Source organism: Ferrovibrio sp. GW821-FHT12E11 (genome assembly GCF_058806975.1).
In genome coordinates this window covers 3302931-3319250 of sequence record NZ_JBXAQG010000001.1, presented here as the reverse complement: position 1 = coordinate 3319250, position 16320 = coordinate 3302931, and the positions used below count along the sequence as shown (strand labels likewise).

Below are 16320 nucleotides of genomic sequence, written 5' to 3'. Positions count from 1 at the left end.
CTCAGATCTGCACGGGCCGCAGGCGATTGAGGATCGCCCGCACTGTGCTGTAAGCCGCCAGCGACGAGGTCTTGGGGTTGCCCTTCAGCGGCTTGCCCTTGATCACCAGATGCATCTCGCCGAACGCGCCCTGCGCCTCGATCTCATGGATATTCGCCTGTACGCCCGGATCAGCGATCATGCGAACTTCCGTTGCATCAAGCCCGAGCCCCGCCAGTGCCACTGTGGCGGCGACATTGGCGTTCTTCGGGTAATCGCGCGCCGCCGCACGGGCCGTACCGGTATAGAAGATTGCCGCCTGCTTCAGTTCATCCAGATCGACCGCCTGCTCTGCCGGCGTACCCTTCCAGGCACCCGGCGGCTTGCGGGATATATAGGAAACCCGATCCAGTCCGCCAACCAGGGCTGCGTTCAGGGCATCGATGCCCGGTACCGCGCCAGCCGGCAGGATCAGCTTTGCCTCGCCCTGCCGCGCTGCGCTTTCCAACGCAGCCAGCAGCGCGTCATCGCCAAGAGCCCCGATAGAGGCCACCACCAGGTCGATGCCGCGCCTGAGCAATGCCGGGCCATAGGCTTTCACAGCCGAATGGCTGGCGCATTCCGCCGCCAGGGCCGGCGTGAAAGCCAGATCGTCCAGGTTGTCAATCACCCGCAGATCCGGCAGCTCGGCCTGAATGGCGGCAACCCGCTCCGGACGCACCAGCACCGCGCCGACCGAGAATAGCCCAGTCCGCTTTGCCGCGGCGCGCACTTCGGCCGCGATTGCGCCGTGGCCGATCAGCAAGATCTGCGGCAGACCGGCCATTACGAGGCCTTGCGTACCGGCGGGCCGGCAAAGGCGCTGGCATAAGGACCGATCGCCACCATATCGACCTCGATCATCCGCGGCCCGGTTTCGGTCATTGCCTGCGCCAGCGCGGCCTCCACCTTGCCGATGTCGTTCAGCAGGGTGTGCTTCCAGCCGAGGCTTCGTGCCAGATCGGGGAAGGATGGCGTGTGGAGATCGACGTAATACTTGCGGCCACCGAACTTGGCATCCTGGATATTGCGGATCACGCCATAGCCGCGATCATTCATCACGATCAGCAGCATGTCAGCCTTTTCCTGCGCCGCCGTCGCCAGCTCGCCGACACAGAGCATCAGGCCACCATCGCCAGACAGCACCACGATCTTGCGGCCCTTGGCGCCGACGGAGGCGCCGACGCCCATCGCAGCGCCCATGCCGATGCCACCGCCCAATGCATGCACGCCGTTGCGCGGATCGAACAGCTTCAGCATCCGGTTGCCCCAGGTGCTGTTCGACACCGTCACGTCGCGCACCCAGACATAGTCGCGCGGCACGGCCTTCTGCAGGGCATCGACCAGCTTTTCATAGGGTCCGAGACCTTTGCGGAGCTGGATTTCCGCTTCGTCCCGTGCGGCCTTCGTGTCTTTCGCAAAAGTCGGATCGATCTGCAGCCGACCGCTGAGACGCGACACCAAGCCGGCAAGCGCCGCCTTGGCATCGGCGGTCATGAACAGGTCGGCGGTATAGCCGCGGCCGTGGGCCATCGGGTCGGCGTCGATCTGCAGCAGCGGTTTGGGCAGGCGCAGAGTATATTTCAGGGTCTCGTTGCCGCGCAGACGCGACCCCACGACCAGCATGGCGTCGCAGTTGGCGTAAAAGGCTTCGACCGGCGGGGACAGGTTGAAAGCACCCAGGGTGCGGGCGTCGTCTTCCGGCAGCACGCCACGGCCCTGCACACTGGTGACAACCGCAAAGCCAAGATCCGCCAGTGCCTTGATCTCCGCCGCCGCATGCCGCGCACCGCCACCGGCCCAGATCAGCGGGCGCTTGGCATTGGCCAGTTTGTCTGCAAATGCATCCAGCGCGGCCGGATCAGGCTGCGCCACCGGCACCGGCACGGGCCCCAGTTGCGCCGGCAGGTCGACCAGCGCTTCCTGCACATCGATAGGAATTTCCACGCTGACCGGACCGGTCGGCGCGGTCAGCGCCACGCGCACAGCTTCCTGCAGGGTGCCCAATGCCGTCTCCGGCGACCAGACGCGGAAAAAGGCCTTCGACACGGCCTTCAGCATGCCGGGCTGGTCGGTCGCTTCGTGGATGTAGCTCCAGCGCTTGTCGAGATAGGCGCACTCGATCTGGCCGGTGAGGTGCAGCAGCGGCGTACCGGCGGTCTGCGCCTCCACCATGGCGCCGGCAGCATTCCCCGCCGCCGTGCCGGTGCTGGTGATCGCCACGCCCAGATGACCACGCACGCGGGCAAAGGCATCGGCCATGTTGACCGCACCCGCCTCGCCCCGGCTCGGCACGAAGCGGATGGTGTTGCGCTGGCCGAAAGCATCCAGGATCGGCATGTTGTGGATCGAGATGACGCCGAAGGCGGTATCGACACCACAGGCCTCGAGGAAACGGGCTGTCAGCTCGCCGACAGTGATCTGTTCAGACATGAAGCGACTCTCTGATGGTCTTGGCAGCCGGCTTGGATTCAGCCACCGGCAGCGGTTGGGGGTGGCGCGGCGCCTCGCCGCGGATCCACTGGGTTATCTCAGTGGCGGCTTGCAAGATCGAGTCTTTCAGGCCGCCATGCATGGCGGCGGTATCGATATAGGCATCGACAGCGGTGATGTTGATCGCCGCCACGATCCGGCCGGCGCCATCGCGCACCGGCGCCGCCACCGAGCTGACGCCGCGCTCGAAAAAGGACTGGCTGGTGGCATAGCCGCGGCTACGGTCCTCGTTCAGCACATCCTTGAGGGCTGACACCGTTGTCGGCGTCTGCTCGCTGTAGCGCGGCATGCTATCTTCCGGAAACAGCTGCTGCAGAGCAGCGTCATCATGGTCGATTAGCAGCATCCGTCCCATCACGGTGGCATGGATGGGGAACCGCGTGCCGATATTCACCGTGCTGGAAATCGTGGTGCGCGCCGGGTAGCGCGCCACATAGACGATCTCGCGGCCATCGGCGACCGCCATATGGGCCGACAGGCCGGTTTCATCGCGCAGGCGCTGCAGGATCGGCTGGGCGGCCTCGACGATATCGAGCGAAGCCAGGTATTCGAAACCATGCCCCAGAATCGCCGGACCGAGCTTGTAATGTCGCTCATCTGCCTCACGGCGCACGAAACCCATCGATTGCAGGGTATGCAGCAGGCGGAAGACCGTGGAGCGCGGCAGCTGCAACTCCTGCGCGATATCCGGTGCGGTCAGGCTCGGCCGCTGGCGCGAGAACAGCGACAGCACGGCCAGTCCCTGCGCCAAGGCCGGCACTACATATTTTCCCTGCGGAATGCGATCAGCGCTCATCATGGGCCTCCGCGAATTGCGCCAGAATGCCGGTGAAGCGTTCTGGCTTTTCGAGATACAGCGCATGCCCTGCGCCGGGAATGACATGGACCGGTGCCTGCGGCCGCAATGCTGCCGCACGCTGGTTGGCTGCCGGCGGCGTGATCACGTCGCTGTCGCCATAAATGATCTGCATCGGCATCGCGCCCGGCAGGCAGGCGATATCGGCCAGGGCGTTACCACCGGACAGCATCCGCGAGGCCTGGCCATAGCCTGGCATCTGGACCAGCGCCATGGCATCGATCACCACCTGGCGCATCTCTGGTGTGGCATCCGGCCCCAGCAGGCGCGGAGCGCGCTTCTCGGCCATGGCCCGTGCGCCCATGGTGTTCATATCGTCGAGCCGGCTGTTCAGCAGGCGGTCGCGCTCTTCGGCCGGCAGGTTGGCATGGCCGATGGCAATGCTGCTGAGCGTGAGCGTCTGGATGCGATCCTGATGCTCGGCGGCGAACCGCGACGCGATCAAGGTGCCGAGCGAATGGCCAACCAGATGGCAGCGCCCGATACCGAGGGCATCGAGGAAACCGTTCAGCGCCGCGCCATAGCTGCCAGCATCGGGCATATCAGCCGCAAGCGGTGTCGACTGGCCATAGCCCGGCGCATCCCAGGCGATCACGCGGAAACGGTCGGACAGGTCGCCCAGCTGGTTGCGCCAGGACCGCGAAGCTGAGCCGATGCCATGCAGTAGCACAAGCGGCGTCCCGCGCCCGGCTTCCAGATAGGAAATCCGAGCGTCGCCGATGGCCGCGATGCGCGGCTCAATGGAAGACAAAGCCGCCATTGACAGGCAAGAGTTGGCCGGTGACGAAGCCGGCGCCGTCACCCAGCAGGTAAACGACAGCTCCGGTAACATCCTCGGGCATCTGGGCGCGCGGCATGGCGCGTCCGTCCACATAGAGGCGCTTGCGCTCCTCCGGTACATATTCCGTGGCTTCCACCAGCACCAAGCCGGGTGCGATGGCGTTGACCGCAATGCGATCCGGCCCCAGTTCACGCGCCAGCGAGCGCGTCATGCTGATGATCGCGCCTTTGCTGGACACGTAATGCAGCAGGCGCGGCGCACCCCAGAGCGCGGTATCGGACGCGAGGTTGACGATCCGCCCGCCAGCTTTCGACTGTCGCAGCAATGGCGCCAGCGCCTTCACCATTAGCCAGGTGCCGCGCACATTTACGCCCATCACCCGATCCCAGGTCTCGATATCGATTTCCTCGAAGGTCTTGCCGCCGATCCCGGTGGCGATGGCGGCATTGTTGACCAGGCCGTCGATATGGCCGTAGCGGGTCTTCACAGCCTCGCCGAAGGCGGAAATCGAGACTGGATCGGCCAGATCGACCTTCAGGAAGGCCGCATCCACGCCGGCCTTGCGCAGGGTATCGGCGGTCGCCTCCCCCCATTCAGCATTCAGGTCGGCGACGACAATGCGGGCTGCCCCGGCGGCAGCGCAGGCTTCGGCAAAAGCCTTGCCCAGCCCGCGCCCGGCGCCGGTCACCACGATGGTGCGATCCCGCAGGGTCATCTGTTCTCTCTTACTCGGCCGCCGAGGCCTTGGCAGATTCGGCTGCCGCAGCGGCAGCTGCGATCTCGCGGCGACGCTTGCGCAGCTCCATCAGCGGATGGCCTTCCGGATAATCCGGAACGTTCGGCTTGGACACACCCAGCATGACGCACATCAATGCCTCTTCCTGACCTTCGTTCTTCAGGCCGCGGAACACGCCCGGCGGCACCGAAACCACATCGCGATCGGACAGCACCGTATCGAAAGTCTCGCCATCCAGTTCGAAGAACAGCCGCAGCTTCTGCGCCTTCAGCACGAAGAACACTTCTTCGGCGTCATAATGCACATGCATCGGACCTTCGCAGCCGGCCGGCAGGATCATGGTCGAGAAGGTAAAATGCTCGGACGGGATGGTGTTGGTGTCGTTGCCCACGCCGGTGGCACCGGTGCCGATATAGCGGCACTGGGCGCGCCGGTATTTCGGATCGAAGTCGGCCTGGAATTTCAGCGCATTCCAGTCGTACTGGCGGGTCGAGTACCGCGCAATGCGCGATTCGATCCACTGCTGCAGCGACTTTTCCTGCGGCTTCTCCCAGGTCGGGAACCAGTCCTTGGCGAATTTGGCAACCTTCTCAGCGATACTCATGGCAATCCTCCTTCAGGATGCTTCGCTTCAATCCAGAAACTGTCAGGCCACGTCAGCCGCACGCGGCGCTTCACCTGCACAGGCTTTCGCCGCCGCCAGTGCCTGCACCTGATCGCGGGCCGATTTCAGCAGCACGGTGCGCACACGGCCCAGGCCGGCGTCATGCTGGTAGAGGAATTCACGCTCGCGGGCCTGCGGCGCCATCGCCTCCAAGATCACGCGATCCTGTTCCAGCACGGCCCAGTGCAGGCCTTCCAGGCGGGCGCGATAAAGGAACTTCCAGGTATCGCGCTGCCAGCCGGCGATCTTGCGGATTCGCCAGAAGAAGACGCGGCAGTTCTCTTCATCCACCGGCGCCACCATGCCGACGATGGTGAACGGACCGCCCGGACCGGCCTGCTTGCCATAGGGGATTTCCAGGCGCAGCCAGAGCGAATTGGTGATGCCGAACTCGGTCCAGTCGAAATTGACGCCACGCTGGCCGGCCTTCTCGAAGACAAAGCCGGTATCGGTCTTGCGCAGCTTCATCTCGGCATGCTTATCGCCGTCGGCCATGGAATGCGATTGCGCATGCAGATAGGCCCCGTGCATCGGGTCCATCACGTTGTCGATGGCGTAACGGTAATTGCACTTCCAGTGCGCCGTACACAGGATCGACTCGTAATCGGGCGACACCAGCTCTTCCGGCAGCAGCAGGTCATCGGGTTCGGCATGCAGCGCATCGCCGAACCAGACGAAGATCGTGCTGGCCTTTTCCTGCACATGATAGCTGCGCACGCAGCGCTTGCCTTCCATCGGCGCATTGGCCTGGGCTGGCACGCGCGGCACGACGCCGTCGCTGCGCACTTCCACGCCGTGATACCAGCAGGCAATCTTGTCGCCGAGCGCCCAGCCCAGCGAGAGCCGTGCGCCGCGATGCGGGCAGCGGTCTTCCAGACAGTGCAGCTTGCCGGTCTCATCGCGCCACAGCACGATATTTTCCGATAGCCGAGTCAGGCCGACCGGACTGGTGCCGACCATCCAGCTTGGCGCGACCGGATACCAGTAATTGCGCAAACCCCGGTTCAGCAGGGCTTCGGCGTCTTTCATCTCACTTGCGGCAGCCATGGGGCGGGCCTCCTTCAGGTCAGACGGGGGCGCGCGAACGCGCCGGCATGTAATGCAACACCCGGCCCTCGACAAGCACGATGATGCCGTAGAGCACGATGCCGATCAGGGTCAGGAGAATGATGGCAACAAAGACCATGGCAGTGTTGCCAGCACCCTCGCCGAAGGTGAGCAGGTAGCCCAGGCCGGTATTGCCACCGACCAGCTCGCCCACCACCACGCCGATCACGGCCAACGTGGCAGCGATGCGCAGGCCAGCAAACAGCGGCGGCAGGGCGGCCGGGAATTCGATCTTCCAGAACACCTGGAAACGGTTGGCGGTGAACGAACGCGCCAACCGCACGATATCGGGGTCGATGGCACGCACAGCGCCCAGCACGTTGATCATCACCGGAAAGAAGACAATCAGGATGCAGACCAGGATCTTCGGATAGACGGTATAGCCGAACCAGATGATGAACAGCGGCGCGAAGGCCACCTTCGGCGCAATCTGCAGCGCCAGGATATAAGGCGACAGCATAAACTCGGCTGTCGGCGACATGCCCAGCACAAAACCGGCCAGGATGCCCAGCAGTGCACCGAGCACGAAGCCGACACCCACCTGCATCGCCGTGATGCCGGTGTGGAAGATCAGCTTGTCCTTGGCCAACATGCGCAGGAACTCGTCCCAGACCAGGCTGGCCGGCGGGATGATGAAATGCGGAATCCCGAACCAGCCCGGCACCCATTGCCAGGCCGCCACGAAGACGACGAACAGCAACAGGCTGCCAGCCATCATGCGGCGAAGATGCGGTTGGGACAGTACGGCTTGCATTCTCATTCACTCCCGCCGGCGCGAACCGGTTGGCTTATTGGACGAACTGGTTGGTGTAGAGGTCCTTGATCGCGGTCTTGTCGCGAATCACGCCTTCCTTGACGTAGAAATCCTGCAGGGCGCCGAGACGGCTCTCGTCGACCGCGCCGAGCTTGGTCTGGCCCGGATAGACATACTGGTTGTAGAGCTTAAAGGACGCGACGATGAAGGCCTCGTTGCCGTTATGCTCCGGCACCGCCTTCACATAGTCGGCCGCGGCAGCAGTCGGATTATCCATGATATCCTTCATGCCCTTCAGCGTGGCGCGCACCAGCTTCTGGATCAGCTGCGGATTCTTCTGGATTACGTCGTCAGCTGCGATGATCGCCTGCGCCATGCTCTTGAAATGCACGTCGGAGGGGATGATCTCGATGTTCATCTTCGCAGCCTGGGCCTGGGCGGTCCATTCCGGCACGGCGGCCATGGCATCGGCCTCGCCCGCGACGAACAGCTTCCAGACGTTGACCGGGCCGGCGGCCTGGGCATTCACGTCATTCTTGGTCATGCCTTGGGTGGCGAGCATACCCAGCAGCGCGAAATAAGTGGTGTCCTGGTAAGCCATCGCGGTGATGGTCTTGCCTTTCAGGTCCTTGATCGACTTGACGCCCTTGTCCTTGTTGATGACCAACTGCATCAGCGAGCCGCCGCCGAGCAGCGCCACCGTCTTCACCGGCACGCCGTTCGGGCGCACGATGATCGAGGTATCGCCGATGCCACCACCGATCACGGCGTTACCGGCACCGACCTGCTTGGCGACGTCGACGCCGCCCTTGCCGATCTGAAAGGTGACATTCAGACCTTCGGCTTTGAAATAGCCGCGCTGTTCGGCCACCATCCAGGGGCCGAAAGCTGGCAGCGACTTCGGCGCCGGCAGCAGATAGGTGACATCCTGCGCGCGGACATCCTGGACGCCCGCAGCCGCCATCGTCAGACCGAAACCGGCAAGGCCGGCGAGAACAAATTTACGCATCACATTCCCCTCCATGTTGATGAGTCTCAAAATCACGCCGCGGCCTGCTCGACATGCAGCAGGTCCATCAGCCGTTTCACATAGCCGCCGACCTTCGGGTCCTGGCGGCGCGCCATCGGGTTGGCGCGGTCCGGAATTTCCACCACGATCTCTTCGATGATGCGGCCCGGACGATGGCTCATCACCAGGATGCGGTCGGACAGCGCAATCGCCTCGACCAGGTCATGGGTGATGAACAGCGCCGTCTTGCGCGTATGCGCCAGCGTGCGGCCCAGATCCTGCTGCAGCACCATCTTGGTCTGCGCATCCAGTGCCGAAAACGGTTCGTCCATCAGCAGTACGCTCGGCTCGACGGCCAGGGTGCGGGCGAGTGCCGCGCGCTGGCGCATGCCACCGGACAGCTGATGCGGGTAATGCTCGACGAAATCGCTCAGGCGGCACTTGTCGAGCAGCATCAGCGCGGTTTCGCGCCGCTGCGCCGCTGCCGCGCCCTGGATTTCCAGGCCGAGTTCGACATTCTCGCGAATAGTGCGCCAGGGCAGCAGCAGATCCTTCTGCAGCATGAAGGCGACATGGCGGTTCGGCCTGGTCACCAGCTCGCCATCGACATAGACCTCGCCTTCCGTCGCCGGATCGAGGCCCGAACCCATGTTCAGCAGCGTGCTCTTGCCGCAGCCGGACGGGCCGATCAGCGACACGACCTCGCCATCGGCAATGCTGAAGGTGACGTCTTCCACCGCCACCACCACGCCACCCTGCCGCGGATTGGCAAAGCGCTTGGTGACAGTGCGGAATTCGAGCCGCGGCGTGCCGACCTTCAGGCTCATGCGCTGTAACCCTGTGCGAGACGCGCCATCAGGCTCTGGTAGTTGGCATCGGTCCAGGTGCCGTCGGGATGGCGCGGGCCGCGCGCATTCAGCGCCGCCACGATAGCCGGCAGCTCTTCCACGCCTTCGCGGAACATAGCCATTAGCGTATCGGCCAGCGTGCTTTCGAAATCAGTGAGGTCTGCCGGGCGGGTCTGCCACGGGATATTGCCGGTCTTGCCGGGATGTTCGATGGACTCCGGGCCGCCCTTGTTGGGTTCCCCGGCCGTTACCGGGACATCAGCCAGATAAGGATTGAACTCCATCGGACCCTCCGTTCGAATAGGCCTTGATGTTCCACTAATAAAACGTCATTTCCTATATGCAACATCGTAGGGTTCGGCTAGGCTTCTTGTAAAGCTGAATCTGTCTCTTCTCTTTCATCGAAACGCCGCATGACTGTCTTGCCGCTTTATCTCGCCGGAGACTGGCGCCAAGGGCGTGGCGCCCCGCTCGTCACCCGCAATCCCGCCGATAACAAGGACTTGGCCACAGTCAGCACGGCCGATACGGCCGATGTGGACGAAGCCGTCCGCAAGGGTCAAGCCGCCATGCAGGATCCGGCCTGGCGCGACCTGCTGCCGCATCAGCGCGCCGTCTATCTGCATCGCATCGCGAGCCTGATCGAGCGCGATGCCGAGCGACTCGCGCAACTCCAGCGCCAGGACAACGGCAAGCCGATCCTGGAAACCCGCGCGCTGGTCGGCAGCGCCGCCGGCACCTTCCGTTTCTTCGCCGCGGCCTGCGAAACCATGGAAGGCGATGTCACGCCATCGCGCGGCAGCTATCTCTCGCTCAGTCTGCACGACCCGCTGGGCGTCATCGCCGCGATCACGCCATGGAATTCGCCCATCGCCAGCGAGGCGCAGAAAACCGCGCCGGCTCTTGCCGCCGGTAATGCCGTTATTATCAAGCCGTCGGAATTCTCGCCGCTGCTGGCACTGGAACTGGCGAAGCTGGCCGAAGAGGCCGGCCTGCCGAAGGGCCTGCTGAGCGTGCTGCCCGGCACCGGCGCTGTCACCGGTGCGGCGATCGTGGCGCATCCCGGCGTCGCCAAGGTCACATTCACCGGCGGCACGACGACCGGCCGCGCCATCGGCCATGTGGCGGCTGAAAAGATCATGCCGGTGTCGCTGGAGCTGGGCGGCAAGTCACCGAATATTGTTTTTTCCGATGCCGATATCGAGCAGGCGATCAACGGCGTGCTGTTCGGCATCTTCTCCAGCCAGGGCCAAAGCTGTATCGCCGGTTCACGCATTTTCATTGAAGACAGCATTTACGCTAACTTCCGTGATCGACTGGTGGAACGCACCAAGGCGCTCCGGATCGGCGATCCGGTCAGCGAGCGCACCCAGATCGGCCCGCTGATTACGCCGCAGCAGCGCGACAAGGTCGAAGGCTATGTCGCGCTCGCGCAGCAGGAAGGCGGTCGCCTTCTGTGCGGTGGTACGCGGTCTGCAGAGCCCGATCTGAAAGACGGCAACTATTTCGCGCCAGCGCTGATCGAGGGTCTGCGCAACCGCAGCCGCACCGCGCAGGAGGAGATCTTCGGGCCCGTCGGTGTGCTGTTGCCCTTCCGTGACGAAGCCAGCCTGATCGCCGAAGCCAATGACAGCGTCTACGGCCTTGCCAGCGGCATCTGGACCAGCGATTTCCGCCGGGCCTGGCGGCTTGGCCGCGCGCTCAATGCCGGCACCGTCTGGGTCAACACCTACAAGCAGTTCAGCATCGCCACGTCGTTTGGCGGCAATGGCGAAAGCGGCATCGGCCGCGAGAAAGGCCGCGACGGCATCAAGGCCTATATGCGACAGAAGAGTATCTATATCGACATATCGGGTCGCCCGATTCCGTGGGCTGACTGAGGGAGCTTGTAATGGATCTCGGTATCAGGGGGCGCACCGCCATCGTCTGTGCCGCCAGCAAGGGACTGGGCCGCGCCTGCGCCGAAGCGCTGGCCGCTGAAGGTGTCAACATCGTGCTGAATGCGCGCGACGCCACAGCACTCCGGCAGGTCGCCGAACAGATCGCCACCACTCATAGTGTGACCGTCACGCCGGTGGCCGCCGATCTCTCCGCCGAAGCCGGCCGCGCCGCCCTGCAAGCCACCTGCCCGGCGCCGGACATCCTGGTCAACAATGCCGGCGGCCCGCCACCCGGCGATTACAGCAGTTGGTCGGATGCCGACTGGAGCAATGCGTTGGCCACCAACATGCGCGCACCGATCGCGCTGATCGGCCATTACAGCAAGGGCATGGCCGAGCGCGGCTTTGGCCGCATCGTCAACATCACATCCAGCGTGGTGCGCCATCCGATCGATGCCCAGGGTCTGAGCGCCGCGGCGCGCAGCGGCCTGCATGGCTTCGTCGCCACCATCGTGCGCGGCCTGGCCAGGAACAATGTCACCGTGAACAACCTGCTGCCCGGCCCGTTCGCCACCGACCGCCTGCTGTCGAATTTTGCTTTCCGCGCAAAGAAGGAAGGTAAACCGGTGGATGATGTTGTGGCGACGCGCAAAGCCGAACTGCCGGCCGGCCGTTTTGGCGATCCGGCGGAACTGGGACGCCTCTGCGCCTATCTATGCAGCGCGCAGGCCGGCTATATCAGCGGCCAGAGCATCGTGCTGGACGGCGCCGCGCACCCGCAGGCGCTCTGAACGTATCAGTAGCCGCTCTGGCGATCCACGGCGTGCAATGGCCGCTGGCCAGCCATGATGGCTTCGGCCGTCCGCAGGAGAGTCTGCTGCAGGGCCTCAGAACTGACATCGCAGGCATCATGCGGCGTCATCACGATCTTCGGGTGATCCCAGAAGACATGACTCTGCGGCAGTGGCTCGACGGCAAAGACATCCAGAGACGCGCCTGAAAGGTGGCCGGATTCCAGCGCCGCCAGCAGGTCGGCCTCGACCATATGCTCACCACGACCGACCTGGATCAGGTACCCGCCCGGCCGCATGGCCGAGAACAGCCTGCCATCCAGGATGTCGCGTGTCGCCGCGGTCAGCGGCAGCAGATTCACCAGCACTTCGGTTTCCGCCATCATCGCCATCAAGCCATCAGCACCATGAAAACCGCGTACGCCCGCCGCCATCGGCTTCGGCGTGCGGCTCCAGGCCAGCACCGGGAAACCCAGCGCGGTCAGCGCTTGCGCCACGGTCTGTCCGATCTGCCCGTAGCCCAGCAAGGCCACCGGAACATCACGTGCGGCGCGCTGCAGCAAACGGCGCCATATCTTCGCCTGCTGCTGCGCCCGGAAGACATCGAAGCGGCGCTGGTGACAGATCACATGCCAGGCGATGAAGCCCGCCATCATCTCTCCCTGCGCCGGATCAACCACCCGCACTACATCCACATGCGGCGGCAGGCTGGGACAGGCCAGAACGTTGTCGGCGCCGGCGCCGATGGTGCAGACGGCTTTCAGGTTGGGATAATGCGTGAAGGCATCGGCATGCGGATGCCAGGCCAGTGCAATGCGAACATCTTCGGCCGGGGTGACCGGATGATCGATAGTCTGGATGCGGTCGGCGATCCCGTCCAGCGCGTCGCCGTAATAGTCGCGCAGGTTCAGCTTCCTGCTGATCACGGCACAGCGCATCGTCATGCCGCTCCCGCCTGCCGGCCAGGTACAGCCGCCAGAAGCTCGCGCGTATAGGCATGCTCTGGTGCCGCAAATAGCGCGGCCGCCGATTTGAGCTCGACGATCACGCCCTTCTGCATCACGGCGATGCGATCGCAGATCTGCGCCGCCACCCGCAGGTCATGGGTGATAAACAGCATCGACAATCCCAGCCGCTGTTTCAGATCTTCCAACAGACGCAGCACTTGCGCCTGCACCGACACGTCCAGTGCCGAAACCGCTTCATCGGCGACCAGGATTTCCGGGTCGAGTGCCAGGGCGCGGGCAATGCCGATGCGCTGACGCTGACCCCCGGAGAATTCATGCGGGAAACGTTCGATGGCACTGGCATCCAGGCCCACCATATGCAGCAACTCGCCGGCGCGCTGCATCGCCTTCTCCGGCGCCATGCCATGGGCAATCGGCCCGTCGGCAATAATGCGACCGACCTTGCGACGCGGATTGAGCGAGGCAAACGGATCCTGGAAGACCATCTGGATACGGCGGCGTTCGGCACGCAGGGCCTTGCCGCCGACCAGCGTCAGGTCGGTGCTGCCCAGGCGCACGCTGCCGCCATCGGGCTTGATCAACTGCATCACCAGCCGCGCCACCGATGACTTGCCTGAGCCGGACTCTCCCACCAGTCCCAGCGTTTCGCCCTGGCGGATGCTGAAGCTGACATCCTTCGCCGCCTCGACCCGCCGTGCCGGCCGGAACCAGCCGCTGCTGGTGACATAAGTCTTGTTCAGGCCGATCACGTCGACGGCCTTTGGGCGATCTTCCAGCGATGCGCGCACCGGCGGCTGCATTGACGGTACCGCGGCCAGCAACGCCTGGGTATAGGACTGCTGCGGATTCTGCAGTACGGCTTGCGCCTCGCCTTGCTCGACCAGCTTGCCATGCTGCAGAACAACGACGCGGTCGGCGATCTCAGCCACCACGCCGAAGTCATGGGTGATGAACATCACGGCCATATTGCGCCGTTTCTGCAGGTCGCGGATCAGCTTCAGGATCTGCGCCTGCGTGGTGACATCCAGCGCCGTGGTTGGCTCGTCGGCCACCAGCACGGCTGGCTCCAGGGCCAGGGCCATGGCGATCATGGCGCGCTGACGCTGGCCGCCGGAGAGCTGATGCGGATAGGCGCGGATGATGCGCTCCGGATCGGGCAGACCGACTTCACGCGTCAGTTCCAGCGCCCGCTTTCGGCGCTCCTTCGGGGTCAGCAAGTTGTGCGCCTCGAACATCTCTGCCATCTGCTCGCCGATACGCATCAGCGGATTGAGCGCCGTCATTGGTTCCTGGAAGACCATGGCGATGCGACGGCCACGCCAGCCGAGCCAAGCCTGTTCGTCCAGCGCCAGCAGATTCTGGCCACCGAACAGGATTTCACCGCCCTGTGGCGTCACCGCCTTGGGCAACAGTCCCATCAGGGCATGGGCGATCATCGACTTTCCTGAACCGGACTCGCCCACCACGCAGAGGATCTTGCCGGCATCGAGGTTGAAGGACACATCGTCAACCGCAAAGCCACGGTCGCCGCCGACGGGTAGCGCCAGCTTCAGGTTCCGGACCGAGACGACCCCACCACTCACGCTCAGCGCTCCTTGGTCATGCGCGGGTTGAGCGCGTCGTTCAACCCCTCGCCAATCAGGTTAAGCGCCAGCACCGTGAGCAGGATGGCGATGCCAGGGAAGACCGTGATCCACCAGGCCTGACGAATGACGGTACGACCGGCGCCGACCATGTAGCCCCAGGACATCAGGTTGGGATCACCTAACCCGAGGAAGGACAGCGAAGACTCCAGCAGGATGGCAGTGGCGATCATCAGCGAGGCCAGCACGATGATCGGCGACAGTGTATTGGGCAGGATTTCGCGCCAGATGATCCAGGCATTGCTATGCCCGGTGACCACAGCAGCCTGCACATATTCGCGGCTGCGCAGTGACAGCACCTCGCCGCGCACCAATCGCGCCACCGGCGGCCAGCTCACAATGGCGATAGCCGCAACAATGGAGAAGATGGAAGGCTGCATGATCGCCACCAGCACGATGGCAAGCGCAAAACTCGGGATGGTCTGGAAGAATTCAGTGAAACGCATCAGAGCGTCATCGACCCGGCCACCGGCATAGCCGGCCACGGCGCCGAGTGGCACGCCGATGATCAGAGCCACCACGGTGGACACCAGTCCCACCATCAAAGACACGCGGGCACCATGGATAAGACCCGCCGTCACATCGCGGCCCAGCGCATCGGTGCCGAACAGGAAACCATCGACCACCATCGGGGCCAGAAATGGCCGCTGTATCATGCGCCAGGGTGATTGCGGAAAGACCAGCGGGCCGATGATCGCGACGATCAACACCAGTGTCAGGATGACCAAGCCGATCAGACTGCCCGGATTGCGCAACATGGTTTTCCAGAAGTTGCTCATGCGCCCAGCTCGATCCGCGGGTCGACCAGCCGATAGATCAGGTCGGTCACCAGGTTGAAGATCAGCACCATGGCCGAGGAGACGATAAAGACGCCGAGCAGCAGGTTATAGTCGCGCTGCAGCAGGGCGTCGTACATCAGGCGGCCAATGCCGGGCCAGGCGAAGACGGTTTCGGTCAGCACCGCGCCGCCGACCAGCGTACCGGCCTGCAGCCCGGCCAGGGTCACCACCGGCAGCATGGCGTTGCGCAACACGTGCCGGCGCTGGATCACGGCATCCTGCAGGCCCTTGGCGCGCGCCGTCTTGATGAAATCGAGCCGTACAACCTCCAGCATCGAAGCGCGGGTCATGCGGGTATAGGTCGCCATAAAGAAGGAGCCGAGCGTGACCGCCGGCAGAACCAGATGGGCAGCAACATCGGTCACATGGCGCAGGCCGGTATAGCCGGCGCCGACGGTCTCGTAGCCGAAGCTGGGCAACCAGTCGAGATGAACCGAGAACAGCAGCACCAGCATCAGCGCCACCCAGAACAGCGGCGTGGCGTAGAAGACCAGCGACAGCGTGGTGATCACCGTATCGGTCCAGTGGCCCGAGCGCCGCGCCGCCATGCCGCCAAGCAGCACACCGAGCCCGAGTGAGATGACGAAGGCGCTGCCCGTCAGCAGCAGCGTCGCCGGCAGGCGGTCGAGGATCAGCTTCGATACCGGCATCTGCTGGCGGAAGGAAAAGCCGAGATCGAAACTGGCGATGCCCGACACATAGAGGAAGAGCTGCTTGTGCATCGGCTGGTCAAGGCCGAATTTCTCACGCAACTGCGCGACGAACAGCTCGTCGGTGGCGCCGGCCTCGCCGGCCATAACCACGGCCGGGTCACCGGGCGCGGCTCGGATCAGGAAGAAGTTCAGCACGATGATCGCCAGCAGAACGATCACCGCCTTCACCAGGCGTTGGGCAATGAATGACAGCATGATTACTCAGGTCGACAGGGGAGGC

General features: G+C 64.0%; 17 protein-coding genes. 2 read left to right on the top strand and 15 right to left on the bottom strand.

Annotated features, from left to right (window positions below):
* Position 1: 1 nt before the first annotated feature.
* The 11 genes from AC1ROT_RS16475 to AC1ROT_RS16425 are packed head-to-tail and all read right to left on the bottom strand — an operon-like array spanning position 2 to position 9550.
* Positions 2-805 (bottom strand): aspartate dehydrogenase, encoded by an 804-nt coding sequence (locus AC1ROT_RS16475; protein WP_493000270.1) that lies wholly within the window; start codon positions 803-805, stop codon positions 2-4.
* On the bottom strand, positions 805-2451 hold the full coding sequence (locus tag AC1ROT_RS16470) for a thiamine pyrophosphate-binding protein (protein ID WP_493000268.1): 1647 nt from the start codon (positions 2449-2451) through the stop codon (positions 805-807). The genes AC1ROT_RS16475 and AC1ROT_RS16470 overlap by 1 nt, the downstream gene beginning before the upstream one ends.
* Complete coding sequence (locus AC1ROT_RS16465) at positions 2444-3307, bottom strand: IclR family transcriptional regulator (protein ID WP_493000266.1); 864 nt, start codon at positions 3305-3307, stop codon at positions 2444-2446. The genes AC1ROT_RS16470 and AC1ROT_RS16465 overlap by 8 nt, the downstream gene beginning before the upstream one ends.
* The gene (locus AC1ROT_RS16460) at positions 3297-4127 is read right to left on the bottom strand and encodes an alpha/beta fold hydrolase (RefSeq protein ID WP_493000264.1); all 831 of its coding nucleotides are present in this window, start codon (positions 4125-4127) and stop codon (positions 3297-3299) included. Before AC1ROT_RS16460 ends, AC1ROT_RS16465 begins: the two co-directional genes overlap by 11 nt.
* Complete coding sequence (locus AC1ROT_RS16455) at positions 4105-4863, bottom strand: SDR family oxidoreductase (protein WP_493000263.1); 759 nt, start codon at positions 4861-4863, stop codon at positions 4105-4107. Before AC1ROT_RS16455 ends, AC1ROT_RS16460 begins: the two co-directional genes overlap by 23 nt.
* Positions 4864-4873: 10 nt before the next feature.
* Complete coding sequence (locus AC1ROT_RS16450; protein ID WP_493000262.1) at positions 4874-5488, bottom strand: cupin domain-containing protein; 615 nt, start codon at positions 5486-5488, stop codon at positions 4874-4876.
* A 42-nt stretch (positions 5489-5530) separates the two neighbouring features.
* Positions 5531-6595 carry a Rieske 2Fe-2S domain-containing protein gene (locus AC1ROT_RS16445; RefSeq protein WP_493000261.1) on the bottom strand — a complete coding sequence of 355 codons (1065 nt, stop codon included), beginning with the start codon at positions 6593-6595 and terminating at the stop codon, positions 5531-5533.
* A 19-nt stretch (positions 6596-6614) separates the two neighbouring features.
* On the bottom strand, positions 6615-7409 hold the full coding sequence (locus AC1ROT_RS16440) for an ABC transporter permease (RefSeq protein ID WP_493000260.1): 795 nt from the start codon (positions 7407-7409) through the stop codon (positions 6615-6617).
* 34 nt (positions 7410-7443) lie between these two features.
* Positions 7444-8418: an ABC transporter substrate-binding protein gene (locus tag AC1ROT_RS16435; protein ID WP_492971487.1), complete on the bottom strand. Its 975-nt coding sequence runs from the start codon at positions 8416-8418 to the stop codon at positions 7444-7446.
* 32 nt (positions 8419-8450) lie between these two features.
* Positions 8451-9245, bottom strand: coding sequence for an ABC transporter ATP-binding protein (locus tag AC1ROT_RS16430; RefSeq protein WP_493000258.1), 795 nt, complete (start codon positions 9243-9245; stop codon positions 8451-8453).
* Positions 9242-9550, bottom strand: a complete 309-nt coding sequence (locus AC1ROT_RS16425; RefSeq protein ID WP_492971489.1) for a recombinase-like helix-turn-helix domain-containing protein — start codon at positions 9548-9550, stop codon at positions 9242-9244. The genes AC1ROT_RS16430 and AC1ROT_RS16425 overlap by 4 nt, the downstream gene beginning before the upstream one ends.
* A gap of 129 nt (positions 9551-9679) precedes the next feature.
* Here AC1ROT_RS16425 and AC1ROT_RS16420 point away from each other — a divergent pair, with 129 nt between their 5' ends.
* Positions 9680-11146, top strand: a complete 1467-nt coding sequence (locus tag AC1ROT_RS16420; RefSeq protein WP_493000256.1) for an aldehyde dehydrogenase — start codon at positions 9680-9682, stop codon at positions 11144-11146.
* An 11-nt stretch (positions 11147-11157) separates the two neighbouring features.
* Entirely contained in the window at positions 11158-11937 is a 780-nt protein-coding gene (locus AC1ROT_RS16415; RefSeq protein ID WP_493000254.1) for an SDR family oxidoreductase, read from the top strand.
* Positions 11938-11942: 5 nt separating this feature from the next.
* On the opposite strand, the gene AC1ROT_RS16410 is transcribed toward AC1ROT_RS16415, so the two are convergent.
* The 4 genes from AC1ROT_RS16410 to AC1ROT_RS16395 are packed head-to-tail and all read right to left on the bottom strand — an operon-like array spanning position 11943 to position 16295.
* Complete coding sequence (locus AC1ROT_RS16410) at positions 11943-12881, bottom strand: 2-hydroxyacid dehydrogenase (protein WP_493000252.1); 939 nt, start codon at positions 12879-12881, stop codon at positions 11943-11945.
* The gene (locus AC1ROT_RS16405; protein ID WP_493000251.1) at positions 12878-14488 is read right to left on the bottom strand and encodes an ABC transporter ATP-binding protein; all 1611 of its coding nucleotides are present in this window, start codon (positions 14486-14488) and stop codon (positions 12878-12880) included. The genes AC1ROT_RS16410 and AC1ROT_RS16405 overlap by 4 nt, the downstream gene beginning before the upstream one ends.
* A gap of 2 nt (positions 14489-14490) precedes the next feature.
* Positions 14491-15327 (bottom strand): ABC transporter permease, encoded by an 837-nt coding sequence (locus AC1ROT_RS16400; protein WP_493000249.1) that lies wholly within the window; start codon positions 15325-15327, stop codon positions 14491-14493.
* Positions 15324-16295, bottom strand: coding sequence for an ABC transporter permease (locus AC1ROT_RS16395; RefSeq protein WP_492971495.1), 972 nt, complete (start codon positions 16293-16295; stop codon positions 15324-15326). The genes AC1ROT_RS16400 and AC1ROT_RS16395 overlap by 4 nt, the downstream gene beginning before the upstream one ends.
* Positions 16296-16320 lie beyond the last annotated feature (25 nt).

What these genes read in the sequence shown, in the direction of transcription:
- AC1ROT_RS16430 (WP_493000258.1), bottom strand. Translation starts at nt 9,245, where the DNA reads ATGAGCCTGAAGGTCGGCACGCCGCGGCTCGAATTCCGCACTGTCACC.
- AC1ROT_RS16465 (WP_493000266.1), bottom strand. Translation starts at nt 3,307, where the DNA reads ATGAGCGCTGATCGCATTCCGCAGGGAAAATATGTAGTGCCGGCCTTG.
- AC1ROT_RS16400 (WP_493000249.1), bottom strand. Translation starts at nt 15,327, where the DNA reads ATGAGCAACTTCTGGAAAACCATGTTGCGCAATCCGGGCAGTCTGATC.
- AC1ROT_RS16415 (WP_493000254.1), top strand. Translation starts at nt 11,158, where the DNA reads ATGGATCTCGGTATCAGGGGGCGCACCGCCATCGTCTGTGCCGCCAGC.
- AC1ROT_RS16395 (WP_492971495.1), bottom strand. Translation starts at nt 16,295, where the DNA reads ATGCTGTCATTCATTGCCCAACGCCTGGTGAAGGCGGTGATCGTTCTG.
- AC1ROT_RS16435 (WP_492971487.1), bottom strand. Translation starts at nt 8,418, where the DNA reads ATGCGTAAATTTGTTCTCGCCGGCCTTGCCGGTTTCGGTCTGACGATG.
- AC1ROT_RS16460 (WP_493000264.1), bottom strand. Translation starts at nt 4,127, where the DNA reads ATGGCGGCTTTGTCTTCCATTGAGCCGCGCATCGCGGCCATCGGCGAC.
- AC1ROT_RS16420 (WP_493000256.1), top strand. Translation starts at nt 9,680, where the DNA reads ATGACTGTCTTGCCGCTTTATCTCGCCGGAGACTGGCGCCAAGGGCGT.
- AC1ROT_RS16455 (WP_493000263.1), bottom strand. Translation starts at nt 4,863, where the DNA reads ATGACCCTGCGGGATCGCACCATCGTGGTGACCGGCGCCGGGCGCGGG.
- AC1ROT_RS16425 (WP_492971489.1), bottom strand. Translation starts at nt 9,550, where the DNA reads ATGGAGTTCAATCCTTATCTGGCTGATGTCCCGGTAACGGCCGGGGAA.
- AC1ROT_RS16475 (WP_493000270.1), bottom strand. Translation starts at nt 805, where the DNA reads ATGGCCGGTCTGCCGCAGATCTTGCTGATCGGCCACGGCGCAATCGCG.
- AC1ROT_RS16470 (WP_493000268.1), bottom strand. Translation starts at nt 2,451, where the DNA reads ATGTCTGAACAGATCACTGTCGGCGAGCTGACAGCCCGTTTCCTCGAG.
- AC1ROT_RS16410 (WP_493000252.1), bottom strand. Translation starts at nt 12,881, where the DNA reads ATGACGATGCGCTGTGCCGTGATCAGCAGGAAGCTGAACCTGCGCGAC.
- AC1ROT_RS16445 (WP_493000261.1), bottom strand. Translation starts at nt 6,595, where the DNA reads ATGGCTGCCGCAAGTGAGATGAAAGACGCCGAAGCCCTGCTGAACCGG.
- AC1ROT_RS16440 (WP_493000260.1), bottom strand. Translation starts at nt 7,409, where the DNA reads ATGCAAGCCGTACTGTCCCAACCGCATCTTCGCCGCATGATGGCTGGC.
- AC1ROT_RS16450 (WP_493000262.1), bottom strand. Translation starts at nt 5,488, where the DNA reads ATGAGTATCGCTGAGAAGGTTGCCAAATTCGCCAAGGACTGGTTCCCG.